A 12458-nucleotide genomic window follows, 5' to 3' on the forward strand; every position below is an offset into this window, starting at 1 on the left:
ATGGACAGATGGAAAACGTGGGAACGGAAGACGATCGGCATCTGGAGCGTATTGGCCGGCGAACAGCAAGCTTCGGAGCTGGCCGGAAAGTGGCGCGCCTCCGTGGTCCGCGAGACGGTTCTCGTGCTTGCGGCGGCCGTGGCGGTGCTGATTGCCGCCGATCCGGCAGCGGGCGCGGCTCTGCTCGTGCTGGCGGGAGGATGGCCCTGGGTCCGGTACCGGATGCTCGACCGGAAGCTGACGGAACGCCGTCACGACATCGTCCGTGAGCTGCCGGAGTTTCTAAATCGCCTGGTTCTGCTGCTGAATGCGGGCGAGCCGGTTCAGCAGGCGTTCCGTTCGGCGGCCGAACGGTACGGACAGCGCGGGGACAGCGCGCTGGGCAAGGAATTGTCCGGAGTGCTGGTTCATTTGCAGAATCGGATGCCGTTCCCGGCTGCGCTCGAATGGTTTCATCAGCGCTGCGCGACGCCGGAGGTGTCGATGCTGACGACAACGCTGCTGCTCAATATGCGCAGGGGCGGGCAAGAATTGACGCTGACGCTTCGCGAGCTGTCCCGCAACCTGTGGGAGAAGCGTAAAGCGTTGGCGCTCATCCGGGGGGAGCAAGCGTCCTCGAAGCTGATTTTTCCGCTGATGCTGATGTTTGCGGCCGTCTTGCTGATTGTGGCGGCGCCCGCGCTTATGAGCTTGTCGTAAACGCCATTATATGATTAATGCAATGATATATTCATGCAGTTCAGGAGGAAACGAAACATGGTCTCTACTGTCAAATCCGCATGGAAATCGTTCTGGTCCGAAGAAGACGGCATGGGCACGCTTGAAATCATTCTCATCCTCGCGGTACTCGTCATCCTCGCCATCGCCTTCCGCAAATGGATGATGAAATGGGCCGGCGATCTGTTCGGCAACACCAATCAAAAAATTGACGAATTCAAATCGGGACCGGATGCGATCGCACCCGGCGCGAGCACGCCATGATCGGCATCCGGAGCCGGCTTCAGGCTTTCTGGCGGACCGAGGAGGGAACCCAGACGGTCGAATCTTCCCTGGTCGCTCCGGCCGTTCTGATGTTTTCCGTCGTGCTCGTCGCGCTTGGTTTCCTCTTTTTCCGCCAGGCCCTGCTGTATGCCGACGCCCGGCTGGCCGCCGAGCGAATATCCGGCGCCTGGGACGCTTCGGCGATCCATCCGGTGACGGGAGCGTTTTCCCCGTACCAGCGCGACGGGTTGTACTGGCGTTTATTCAATAACGGCGATGCGGCATTCGGCTGGGGGGCTGAGGGCGCGGCCTCGCCCGGATCGGGAGATTCCTTGTCGCGGAGGAAGCTTGAGCGGCAGCAGCTCTGGTTTCCGTTGGAGAGCTCGGGACTGGCGGCGTACCATAACGGGTTGTTCAGCCGCAAGGCGGAAGTTCGACTCGACTCGTCCCTGTCGATGCCGGATGCGTTCTCCTCGCTGCCCGGAAGCAAGCTGCTGACGATGACCGCCTCCGCTCCCGTCACGGACCCTGCCGAGACGATCCGTCATGCCGATCTGCTCCGGTCGTACATCCCCCTGATCATGGGGTACGTATCGAGGGGCAAGGCGGGACAAATTCTCGATAAATTCCGCGGAAGTCCCGCTCCGGCGGTGTATGCGGAGGAAGCCCAGGCGAGAAGGCAGCTTCAGCAGACGGTCAAAGGCAAGGAGCGGACGCTGACGCTGACGGACGGCGATCAGCAGCGCACGCGTCTGGTCGACGCGATCGACCGCGAATCCATAGGGCATCAGGCGTTGCTCGGAGCCCAATCGTTATCGAAGGAGATCCGACAGCAGATCGAGAAGGACAAGCGGCTCGTCGAGACGGGCCAACTGCAGGGCGTGGTCTGGCATTTTTACCGGAACGCCAAAACGGGCAAGATGGGCCCGTCCAAATCGCTGCTTCGGGAGTTGGAGAAAGCGGGGATCGGGGTGGTTCTGCATGAATAAACGCCTGCGGGAGGCAGACGAACGCGGCAGCGTCTCCGTATACGGCGTCATTGCCGTATTCGGCCTACTCGTGCTGATGGGCGTGCTGATCGATACGGTCCGCATTCAACTGGCGGGCATGCAGTCCGAACGGGCGCTCAAGACGGCGCTGCGGTCGGCGCTCGCCTCTTTCGATACCGGATTGCAGCAGTACGGACTGTTCGCGACGACGGAACCGAAGGCGTCGATTCAAGCGGAAGCGGCGGACACGATGAAGCGCAACTTGAGCGGGCACGTATCCGGCAAGTCCGTCATCGACACCAGATTGGAGAAGTTCGGCACTATCGCCGCAAGGTATCCGCTCGCCGACCACGACATCTTCAAGAGGCAAATTCTCGAAACGATGAAATACCGGGCGCCGATCGAATTCGCGCGAAGCGTGGTCGAGCCGTTTGCGGGATTAAGCGATGCGCTGGCGGCGGCGCAGACTTTTCAGAATACGACGGATACGCTGGAAAACCGGCTGCAGGAACGGGAGAAGCTGCTGGACGACGCTTGGGAGCAGACGATGGAGCTGCAAAAAACGGCCAGACTTGCGGAGCAAAACGCCGCCGCTACGGAAAGCGAACTGGAGGCGATCTCGAATCGCATCCGCCAAGCCCAGGAGGAACGGGCTTCGATCGGATTCCCGACGGATCCCGAGCAGGCGGCCGAAGCCGCCCGGGCGCGCCAGGCTCTGGACGCGGAAATTGCCGCATTGGCCGAAGCCTCGAACCGGTCCCGCCGCAACGGAATAGAAACGGCGCTTCGGAGCAAGCAGGACATGGAGGCAAGGAGGCAGGCCGTCCGCGAAGCCGTCGAGGCGGCTCGGTCGAAGGAAGGGGAGATGGAGCAATTGGCCTCAAAGGCCCGCGAGAATCCGAAGCTCGCGTCGATCGGAGCCCAGGACGCGTTCGTTCAGCTCCCCCTGCACGGAACGGACTATTACGATTCGTACTTGTCGGGAGTCGACGCGGCGGTTTTGCGGATGACGAGCCTCGATCCCGGTGCTTCGTGGGAACAATGCCGTGCGGCGGCCGAAGGCGCGCGCAGCGATGCGGACCGGTTCGTTGCCGGCCGTCAGCGAACCGAGGAGGAGCGCAAGCGGCAGACGGCCGAAGCCAAACGCAAAACGAACGAAGCCAAAGAGAAGGGGAAAGCGGTGCAGGAGGAGGTGCGCAAAGCCCATCAAAGCGGATGCTCCAAGACGGATCATCCGTTGTTTCTCAAGCTTGCGGCTCCGGGCAGCGGACTGTTCGCCAAATACGTGCAATACAACGAGCAGATGGAAGCCGACCGTAAAAATAAAGATCCGCTCGAAGCCGCTCCCGAATCGGGCGTCCGGGAGACGCTGGCGCACGCGAACCGGATGGAATCGTTTTTGCTGTCGCTCCGCGACGAATTGTATGTGAACGAATACGCCCTGACGTATTTCAACTACCGGACGATCGGGTTCGATCTGGCATCGGACAAAGCGGAGAGACTGTCCGCTCCCGATACGCATCGTCTGGAGAAGCAGGAAGCCGAATATATTTTGTACGGCGCTCCTTCCTGCCACCTCAATGTCCATGCGGCATACGGCGAAATCTTTTTGTTCCGGACCGCCATTCGCACCGCGGAAGCGCTGGCCGACCCGAAGGTTCGGGCGGCGGGGGCGGGATCGCCGATTCTGATGTTCGCCGCCGCCCTGCTGCAGGGACTGGAAAAGGCGAAGCCCGACACGGACGATCTGATCGCGGGCAAATCGGTTCCGCTTGGCGGCGAATGGGTGAACGTCCCCTGGACGTACAAGGATCACCTGCGCTTGTTTTATTTGTTCCACAGCGGAGATGTGGGCGTGCTTTCCCGGATGCAGGCGCTGATCGAATTAAACGAAAGCACGGATCTGACCAAGGCGTATACGTATATCCAGGGTGACGCGACCACTTCCGTCAAGCCGTGGTTTTTGCCGCAGGCGGCCAAAGCTTTGCAAAACGGTTGGATTGGAGGAAAACTGAGCGATGGACGATTGCAACTGCAGCGCTCGGCGCACCTCTCTTACCACTGAATCGAGTCGCCGCCGCTTCCCGCTGCGGGAGGACCGGGCGAGCGTCACACTTGAAGCGTCACTGTGGCTGCCTGTTTATTTGGCGTTCGCCCTGGCTCTGATCGCGCTGCTGAAAATCTGCATGACCGATCTCGCGCTGGAGGCGGCCGTATCCGATTCCGTCCGCACCATCGCCTCGTCCTCGTATCCGGCGAAAACGGTCATTCAGGCGGCGGCCGGCCAGATGGCGGGAGCGACGGTGCAGCAAAAGCTGGAGCAGATCGATAATTGGTACAAGCAGGTCAAGGAGTGGCAGGACATGCTGGGCTTGTCGTTTTTGCCCGATTCGCTGAAGGATTTGACCGGTTTCATCAGCGACAAGTACGGCGGCGAGATCGGCCGCGCCGCAAGCGAACCGATGCGGGGATGGGCCGCGGATTATATTGCCGGCCATGCCGATCCCGCTCTGATCCGCCGGGATAGGCTGGAGGTGACGGAGCTGGATTTGCCGGACCTGTGGGCCCGCGGCGACGCCTATTTGACCGTTACGGTCCGGTACGAGGCCGAGATCGCGCTGCCTTTCCGCAACCTGAAAATGACGCTCGTCAAACAAAGCTCCGAGCGGTGCTGGATCGGGGCCTAATCGCAGATCGCAGAAAGAAAGGATGTTTGCCGATGCCGTTCAGGCAATTTTTAATCGACGGATTCGCCGTCCACGGCCTGTCAGCCGCGCTGCTCGTCGCTTTCGCCGGAGCCGCGCTCTGGACCGACGCCCGAACGTGGCGCATTCCGAACAAGCTCAACGCCGCCGCGGCGGCCGCCGGATTGGGCGTTCACACGGTTTTGGACGGATGGAGGGGAACGCTGTTTTCCTTGGCCGGCTTGGCGATTGGGTTGGCGGCGACGTTGGTGCTGTATGCGTGCAGAGCGGTCGGAGCCGGCGACGTCAAATGTTTTGCGGCGATCGGGGCGCTGGGAGGCTGGCAGCTTTCCGTAAACGCCCTGATCTATGCGATCGTGATCGGCGGCTTGATCGGGATAGCGATCGTCGTATCGAGACGGATGTTTTCGGCGCTGGCAGTCCGGCTGCGCACGGCGCTCATCTCGACGCTGCTCCTGCGGGTTTGGCCGGTTCACGGAGCGGAGGCCGCATCGAAACTGACGCGGTTTCCGTTTATGTACGCGGTGTTCCCGGCGGTGCTCGCCAGTCTGTGGATTCCGCTGGGATAGGAGGTTCGAACGGGATGAATACGATCGAGCTTCTGGTCTCCGCGGCCGAAGACCACGAGCGTTGGCTGGAGATAGCGGGCCGTCCGCCGATAGGCTCCGGTGCGGTCAACCGGTCCGCCGTCCGGATGCTTCAGAACTGCCGGATTCCGTACGTGCTTCCCGTTTCCTTGACGGAGCTCAACGGAGAGTGCACGCTGCGTTACCGGCTCGGGCACCGGGTGCCGCTCTCGGATATGATGCTGGGGCATTCATGGACGGAACGGCGGGCGCTTAGATTGTTGTTCCGGATATCGCTTGCGCTGGAGAACTGCACGCAATATTTGCTTAAGCCCGACGGATTCGTGCTGAAGCCCGAGCAGGTGTACGTCGGGCCCGAGGACGACGATCTCGGACTCGTGTATGTGCCGGTAACGGGAGTCGACGGCCGGCCGGAAGCGAGGCGGGCGTTTGCCGAGCTATGCCTGCGGCTCGCGGAGCGAACGGCGGGGACGGGCGGAGAAAAGCTGCGGACCGTTGCGTCCTGGAGCCGGGAACCGGGCTGGTCGTTCGCCGGGATGAAAAACCGAATCGGCCGCACTTGGCTGGGCGGCGAGGAGGGCGACCCCGGGGAGACGGGACAGGCTCCGGCCGTCCTGACGGTTCCGGATTCCGCATCGGCCGAGACCGAGCCGTCCGGCCGGGAAAGCGTCGGGATGCAGGATCGGCTGCGGCGTGCCTTCTCGTCGGTTCCGCCGTCCGCTGGAGTAGGGATTGCGGCGGCGGTTACGGCATGGGCGGGGTGGAAGCTGGACAAGCTGCCGCTGACGATGGCGGGCATTGCCATAGGTCTCGCCGGCATCGCCGCCGAACAGATCTATCGCCGACTGGCCGGACGCGACGGCGGACAAGCCGACGGCCGGCCGGCGCCGGCAAGCGCGTCCGGCTTGGGACCATCTCCGTCAGCGGCTGCCGAGGCGGTTGCGCCGTATAAGACTCTTCCGCCGGTCCGGATCGAACCGGTTGATGCGAAGGAGGATGCCTCCGCGCCCGGCGATCCGGACCCGATTCGCGCTACGGACAAGCTTCCGGCCCCGTACGCCGCTCCCGCCGATGCGACGGTTTGGCTCGGATCGGGGCGCGGCGCCGCCGCTTATCACGGCGTGCTGCAGATCCGCAAAGGGGCTGATTCCCAGACCGTGCCGTGGATCGGCGAACCGCGATTCGTCGTCGGTCGGGGACTCGAAGGCGTAGGCTACCGGGACGACTCGCTGGGCGTATCGCGCAACCACGTCGAATTCGTGCGGGAAGGAGACGCGGTTCTGGCGAGAGATCTCGGTTCGGTCAACGGCACGCTGCTGAACGGGGAATGGATGCTGCCGAATCATCCCTACCCCTTGAAGGACGGAGACGTGCTTCGCGTGTTGCGCACGGAAATCGTGTACCGCAAATAACCCGTTGTCCTTGTTTTCCTCCCGGAGCGTGATACAATAAGCATGATCGATGATGTTCAGGGAGATGATGGTATTGATTACCCATATCGTTTTGTTTAAGCTGAAATCCCCGGACCCCGAGACGCTCGCCAAGACGCGCGACGTGCTGCTCGGCATGAAGGGACGCATTCCGCAGCTTCGTCACTTGGAGGTCGGCGTGGATGTGCTTCGTTCCGAACGCTCCTATGACATCGGCTTGTATACGAAATTCGATTCCCTAGAGGACCTGCAAGCGTATCAGGTGCATCCCGTCCATCAGGAAGTCATTCAATACATGGCGTCCGTTCGGGAATCCTCGGTCGCAGTCGATTACGAATCTTAATCCGGAGCGGATCCAACCGTGTTCTATCTCATTTACAAAGGCCGTCCCTACGGGGAGCCGATGACGAAGGCGCAAGCCGAAGAGAAGCTGGAGCGGCTTCGCTTGACCATGGATGGCCTAAGCATCGCCGAATTGTCGGAGTACGGCCTGCTCAAGCAGATTCGTGCCGGCCGGAGCCAACCGCGGCGCGCCCCGGCAAGCGGCTCCAAGAGAGCGGCCGATGCCGCGGTCCAACGCAGCCGGGAGGATAATCATGCGGGAGAGATCGGAGACGGAGCTTATTAACGAGATGTCGGAACAGCGGAGGACGGGGGCGGCCATGGCCGTCTTCGTCCATTCGCCGTTTTGCGGCACCTGCAAGCTGGCCGAACGAATGCTGGACGTTTTGGAGGCCCATGACCCTTCGTTGCCGATCGTGAAGGCGAACATCAACTTGATTCCCGAGCTGCGGGAGCGGTGGCGAATCGCCAGTGTGCCCGCTCTCGTCTTCGTCAAAAACGGAGAGCGGGAGGACTGTTTGTACGCTTTCCGCTCGGTCGTCCATCTGCACGACTGGTTGCAAAGGAGGTTGAAGCAGGCATGATGACGGAGCTGAAGCCGGGCGATCCGGTTCGCGCCCGCTACAAATCGGGGGAATACGCCGGCATTCTCGTCGAAGCCTCCGGCCCGAGGGCCGTCGTCGAGATCCGGGCGGTGCTGTCCCACCCTCTGCAGGGCGATCTGCACCATCCCTACGAAGCCGACGTCCCCTTGTTCCACCAGCGCCGGGCGCTCGCCTACCGTGAAAAAGCGCTTGTGCCGAAAGCGGACATCGAGCCGTTCGCCGGAGAAATCCCCGATTATGCGGACTCGCTGCGTCAAGCCGTCAAGCGGGAGCTCGACAGATTGGCCGCGATGGACGGGCAGTGGGCGCGGATGGCGGAACGGAGCTTGCGGGAGCTGGAGCAAGATTATTTTAAATAAACATTCACGATTTACGGATGGAAGGGTGTCGCGCATGTTTACAATCGGAGCGCCGGATTCCAGCCGCGCGCGCAAGATGATGCTGCTCGGATCGGGCGAATTGGGGAAAGAAGTCGTGATTGAAGCGCAAAGGCTCGGGGTCGAGACGATCGCGGTCGACCGGTATCCGGGAGCTCCCGCGATGCAGGTCGCTCACCGCCATTACGTGATCGACATGCTTGATAGGGCGGCGCTGCGGGAGCTGATCGAACGGGAGCGTCCCGATTGGATCGTACCGGAGATCGAAGCGATCGCGACGGAAGAGTTGGTCGAGCTGGAACGCGAAGGCTATCGCGTCATCCCGACGGCGACCGCTTCCCGGCTGACGATGGACCGCGAAGGGATTCGGCGTCTGGCCGCCGAGACGCTGGGATTGCCGACGGCGGCTTACCGGTTCGCCGACTCGCTGGACGAGTTGAAGCGCGCGGTGGCCGAGATTGGCCTGCCGTGCGTCATCAAGCCGATCATGAGCTCCTCCGGCAAAGGGCAAAGCGTCTGCCGGACGGAGGACGACATCGAAGCTTGCTGGCGGACGGCGATGGAAGGCGGCCGCGCCAAAAAAACGCGGGTGATCGTCGAACAGTTTATCCGGTTCGATTCCGAAATTACGCTGCTCACCGTCCGTTCCGTATCGGGCACGACCTTCTGCGAACCGATCGGCCATATCCAGAAGGACGGGGACTATATCGAATCGTGGCAGCCGCATCCGATGAGCCCCGCCCAGCTCGAAGAAGCGCGGCGCATCGCCAGGACGATCACCGACGCGCTGGGCGGATACGGCTTGTTCGGCGTCGAGCTGTTCCTCGCTCCGGACCGCGTATACTTCAGCGAAGTGTCCCCGCGTCCGCACGATACGGGCATGGTGACGATGGTTTCCCAGGACTTGTCCGAGTTCGCGCTGCACGTCCGGGCGATTCTCGGTCTGCCGATTCCGGGCGTCCGGCTGCTCCGTCCGGGCGCAAGCCATACGCTCAAGGCGTGGGAGGAGAGCCGGGACTTCGCGATCGGCGGAATCGCCGCAGCGCTGGAGCTTCCCGATACGCAGGTGCGCGTATTCGGCAAGCCGGAGACGAAGGTCGGACGCCGGATGGCTGTCGCGTTAAGCGCGGCGGACACGGTGGATGAGGCGCGGGAGCGCGCGAAGGAAGCCGCTTCCCGCTTGCGGGTGAACTATGGAAAAGCGTAAGCCGGTCAAAATCGGCGTCGTGTCGGACACGCATCTTCACCGTCCCCGGCCGCTGCCGGAGCCGCTCGCGAACGGCTTGAAGGGCGTCGATCTGATCGTTCACGCCGGCGACTGGATTCATCCGGACACCGCCGGCTTGTTCGAGGCGTTCGCACCCGTCGTCGGCGTCGCCGGCAACAATGACGGTCCGGACATCGTGCGGCGGTTCGGGAGGCGCTTGACGCTGGAACAAGCGGGCGTCAGAATCGGCGTCGTGCACGGAGACGGCGGACGGCTGACGACGGAAGAACGCGCCTGGGAGGCGTTCAAGGACGATCCGCCGGATGTTATCGTGTTCGGACATTCGCATATCCCTTACAAGGGACAGCGGGGGAACACGCTGATGTTTAATCCCGGTTCGCCGACGGATAAAAGGTTCCAGCCCCGTTATTCCTTCGGCATTTTGGTGCTGGACGAAGGGCGGATTGTTTCGGCGGAGCATGTTTTTTTCGATAAATAAGCGGTTCGCCGCCTGAAATCGGACGGTCTCTGGACGAGGCCGTCCGTTTTCTTTTTCCGGGCAGGTGCCCATTCCGCCCGGACGTGAATACAATAAGCGTATCCGAGGAACGGAGGGGACCAGGATGTCGACGATACAATACGCGGCAATCGGCGATTCCCTGACGGTCGGAGTCGGGGCCGCTTCCGGCTGCGGTTTTGTCGAGGCGTACCGGGAGTTGGCCGAACAGCGGCTGGGCCGTCCGGTGCAGGCGATCGTCTGCGGACAAAGCGGAGCCAAATCGGGCGAGCTGGCGGAAAGGCTGCTCTCCGACAACGATTGGCGGCACGCAGTCAAGCATGCCCAACTGATCACGGTGACGGCCGGCGGAAACGATCTGCTCGATGCGGCGAAGCCGTATTACTTGACGGGAGAAACGTCTCATCTCGTTCGCGCGGTCAAAACGATGCGCACGCAGTATCCCCGCATCATCGACCACATCTGCGGCTTGAAGGCGAAGCAAAAGAACTGGGCGGCGATTCTGGTCGGCTTGTACAATCCGCTGCCCTGGGCCGAAGAGGCGGGAATATGGGTCGAACGCTTCAACCGGCAAATCCGGAGACAGCAGCGCGGCAATATCCATTTTGCCGACGTGCATTCGGCCTTTCTCCACCATGAAGAAGATTATATCTCGGACGACGGTTTTCACCCCAATGCCTTCGGCTACCGCGCGATCGCGGAGCAAGTCTGCCGGTCAGGCTTCGGGTCGATCGCATCCGGATAAACAACCCGAATCCCGACCCCCTATGCGCAATGCCCCGCCCCAAAAGGCCCGTGTTCTTCGCGGCCTCGGTCGGGGCTTTCGATATTCCGGCGAATGGACGCATGTTGGTCAAGCCGTGGCCCATAGACTGGTATTGACAGGTTATCCGGAAGGAGGGAATCTCGTGATCGTGGCCGTATGCCTCAAGCAGACTCCGGATACGGAGGAACGGATTCGCATCGAATCGGGTGCGCTGGCGGAGCGGGATCTGAAGTATATCGTGAATCCGTATGACGAGTACGCCTTGGAGGAAGCTTTGCGGATCAAGGAAAAATTCGGCGGCGAAGTGGTCGCCGTCACGGTGGGGCCGGAGCGGGCGGAATCCGCGCTGAGAACCGCACTGGCGATGGGAGCCGACCGGGCGGTCCGCATCGGCGACAGCGCCTGCTTGGAGGACGAGGGGACGGTCGCCGCTTCGCTGGCTGCTTACCTGGCTTCGCTGCGGCCGGATTTGATTCTGGCCGGCCATGTCTCCATCGACAACGGAGCGGCGCAAGGAGGGGCCCGGGTGGCGGAAGCCCTCGGCCTGCCGCTGGTTTCCGGGGCGCTGAAGCTGACACTGCGGCCGGAGCAGGCGCTGGCCGTCGTCGAGCGGGAAGGGAGCGACGGCAACGAGACGGTCGAAGCGCCGCTGCCTCTCGTCGTGACGGCGCAGCAAGGCTTGAACGAGCCGCGATATCCGTCCCTGCCCGGCATCATGAAGGCCAAGAAAAAACCGGTCGAGACTTTAAGCGCCGCCGATCTCGGATTGTCCACCGACCGGCTGTCGCCCGGTAGCCGGTCGGCCCGGTTGGAACCGGCTCCGCCGCGCCAGGCGGGCATTCGTCTGACCGGCGAAGCGAGCGCGGTCGTGGCGGAGCTGCTGGACCGTTTGCGGGACGAGGCGAAGGTGCTGCGCGGGGAAGGTTCGTAGGAGGGGGGAGAGACGCTTATGCCGGAAGTACTGGTAATCGCGGAGCAGCGGGACGGCCGTCCGAGGACGGTCACCTACGAACTGCTGACGGCCGCGAAGCTCGCTTCGCCCGACGGCGGCGTCGCCGTGCTGTGGCGGGGCAAAATCCCGGACGACGGGGTCGCGGGCGAATTGGCGTCGCGCGGAGCGGTCCGGCTGCTGGCGGCCGAATGGCCCGAGCTCCAGGCCTATAATCCCGAAGCCGAGACGGAGGCGATCGCCCTCGCCGTGCAGGCAAGCGGCGCGAAGCTGGTGATCGCCGCCCACGTATCGCCGACGCGCGACGCCGTCGCCCGCGCCGCCCAGCGCTTCGGGGGAGGTTACGCCGCGGATTGCGTCGACCTCTCCCGAACCGGCGGAGAAACGGAGTGGCTGCGTCCCTTGTTCGCGGGCAAAGCGACGGAGGCGAGGCGGCTTGTCTCCGGGACGGCGTTCGTCACGATCCGGCCGAACAACCTGCCGGCGGCGGGAGTCTCGGGCGACGCTCCGCCGACCGCTTTCGAGCGGCTGGCACCTCCCGAAGGCGGCGTGCCGAAGCGAGTACTCGTTCGCGAGGTGGCCGCTAGGGTGACGGAGGACGTCGATCTCGGCGAAGCGCGTATCGTGGTCGCGGGCGGGAGAGGGGTTCGCGGGGCGGAAGGCTTCCGCCCGCTGCGGGAGCTCGCCCAAGCCCTCGGGGGCGCGGTCGGCGCGTCGCGGGGAGCCTGCGACGCGGGGTATTGCGACTACGCGCTGCAAATCGGGCAGACCGGGAAGGTGGTCACGCCCGATCTCTACATCGCCTGCGGCATCTCCGGGGCGATCCAGCATCTGGCCGGCATGTCGCGGTCCCGCGTGATCGTGGCGATCAACACGGACCCGGACGCGCCGATCTTTCAGGTGGCGGATTACGGACTGGTGGGCGATCTGTTCGAAATCGTGCCGATGCTGACGGAGGAAATCCGCAAGCGTAGAGAGCAGGGCCGCGTCTAGAACAAAGCCG

General features: G+C 62.9%; 16 protein-coding genes. All 16 read left to right on the forward strand.

Going from position 1 to position 12458, the window contains the following annotated elements:
• The 16 genes from FE781_RS08215 to FE781_RS08290 all read left to right on the forward strand — a co-directional run bounded on the left by FE781_RS08215 (position 1) and on the right by FE781_RS08290 (position 12448).
• Positions 1 to 699, forward strand: coding sequence for a type II secretion system F family protein (locus FE781_RS08215; RefSeq protein ID WP_138789132.1), 699 nt, complete (start codon positions 1 to 3; stop codon positions 697 to 699).
• 57 nt (positions 700 to 756) lie between these two features.
• Entirely contained in the window at positions 757 to 981 is a 225-nt protein-coding gene (locus FE781_RS08220) for a Flp1 family type IVb pilin (RefSeq protein ID WP_138789133.1), read from the forward strand.
• Positions 978 to 1970: a TadE/TadG family type IV pilus assembly protein gene (locus FE781_RS08225; RefSeq protein ID WP_138789134.1), complete on the forward strand. Its 993-nt coding sequence runs from the start codon at positions 978 to 980 to the stop codon at positions 1968 to 1970. Before FE781_RS08220 ends, FE781_RS08225 begins: the two co-directional genes overlap by 4 nt.
• Positions 1963 to 4035: a hypothetical protein gene (locus FE781_RS08230; RefSeq protein ID WP_138789135.1), complete on the forward strand. Its 2073-nt coding sequence runs from the start codon at positions 1963 to 1965 to the stop codon at positions 4033 to 4035. Before FE781_RS08225 ends, FE781_RS08230 begins: the two co-directional genes overlap by 8 nt.
• On the forward strand, positions 3989 to 4657 hold the full coding sequence (locus FE781_RS08235) for a hypothetical protein (protein ID WP_138789136.1): 669 nt from the start codon (positions 3989 to 3991) through the stop codon (positions 4655 to 4657). Before FE781_RS08230 ends, FE781_RS08235 begins: the two co-directional genes overlap by 47 nt.
• Before the next feature lie 32 nt (positions 4658 to 4689).
• Positions 4690 to 5244, forward strand: coding sequence for an A24 family peptidase (locus FE781_RS08240; protein ID WP_138789137.1), 555 nt, complete (start codon positions 4690 to 4692; stop codon positions 5242 to 5244).
• Positions 5245 to 5258: 14 nt separating this feature from the next.
• Complete coding sequence (locus tag FE781_RS08245) at positions 5259 to 6674, forward strand: DUF6382 domain-containing protein (RefSeq protein WP_170209463.1); 1416 nt, start codon at positions 5259 to 5261, stop codon at positions 6672 to 6674.
• A 73-nt stretch (positions 6675 to 6747) separates the two neighbouring features.
• Positions 6748 to 7035 (forward strand): Dabb family protein, encoded by a 288-nt coding sequence (locus tag FE781_RS08250; RefSeq protein WP_138789187.1) that lies wholly within the window; start codon positions 6748 to 6750, stop codon positions 7033 to 7035.
• Positions 7036 to 7053: 18 nt separating this feature from the next.
• The gene (locus tag FE781_RS08255; RefSeq protein ID WP_138789139.1) at positions 7054 to 7320 is read left to right on the forward strand and encodes a hypothetical protein; all 267 of its coding nucleotides are present in this window, start codon (positions 7054 to 7056) and stop codon (positions 7318 to 7320) included.
• The gene (locus tag FE781_RS08260) at positions 7289 to 7618 is read left to right on the forward strand and encodes a thioredoxin family protein (protein ID WP_170209464.1); all 330 of its coding nucleotides are present in this window, start codon (positions 7289 to 7291) and stop codon (positions 7616 to 7618) included. Before FE781_RS08255 ends, FE781_RS08260 begins: the two co-directional genes overlap by 32 nt.
• On the forward strand, positions 7615 to 7998 hold the full coding sequence (gene kapB / locus FE781_RS08265) for a kinase-associated lipoprotein KapB (protein WP_246068104.1): 384 nt from the start codon (positions 7615 to 7617) through the stop codon (positions 7996 to 7998). Before FE781_RS08260 ends, kapB begins: the two co-directional genes overlap by 4 nt.
• A 34-nt stretch (positions 7999 to 8032) precedes the next feature.
• Positions 8033 to 9223 (forward strand): formate-dependent phosphoribosylglycinamide formyltransferase, encoded by a 1191-nt coding sequence (gene purT / locus FE781_RS08270; protein WP_138789141.1) that lies wholly within the window; start codon positions 8033 to 8035, stop codon positions 9221 to 9223.
• Positions 9210 to 9722 carry a metallophosphoesterase family protein gene (locus tag FE781_RS08275; RefSeq protein WP_138789142.1) on the forward strand — a complete coding sequence of 171 codons (513 nt, stop codon included), beginning with the start codon at positions 9210 to 9212 and terminating at the stop codon, positions 9720 to 9722. The genes purT and FE781_RS08275 overlap by 14 nt, the downstream gene beginning before the upstream one ends.
• Before the next feature lie 124 nt (positions 9723 to 9846).
• On the forward strand, positions 9847 to 10485 hold the full coding sequence (locus FE781_RS08280; protein ID WP_138789143.1) for an SGNH/GDSL hydrolase family protein: 639 nt from the start codon (positions 9847 to 9849) through the stop codon (positions 10483 to 10485).
• A gap of 163 nt (positions 10486 to 10648) precedes the next feature.
• On the forward strand, positions 10649 to 11437 hold the full coding sequence (locus FE781_RS08285; RefSeq protein WP_138789144.1) for an electron transfer flavoprotein subunit beta/FixA family protein: 789 nt from the start codon (positions 10649 to 10651) through the stop codon (positions 11435 to 11437).
• A gap of 18 nt (positions 11438 to 11455) precedes the next feature.
• The gene (locus FE781_RS08290) at positions 11456 to 12448 is read left to right on the forward strand and encodes an electron transfer flavoprotein subunit alpha/FixB family protein (protein ID WP_138789145.1); all 993 of its coding nucleotides are present in this window, start codon (positions 11456 to 11458) and stop codon (positions 12446 to 12448) included.
• Positions 12449 to 12458: the final 10 nt, after the last annotated feature.

It is taken from the genome of Paenibacillus thermoaerophilus (assembly GCF_005938195.1).
GTDB lineage: Bacteria > Bacillota > Bacilli > Paenibacillales > Reconciliibacillaceae > Paenibacillus_W > Paenibacillus_W thermoaerophilus.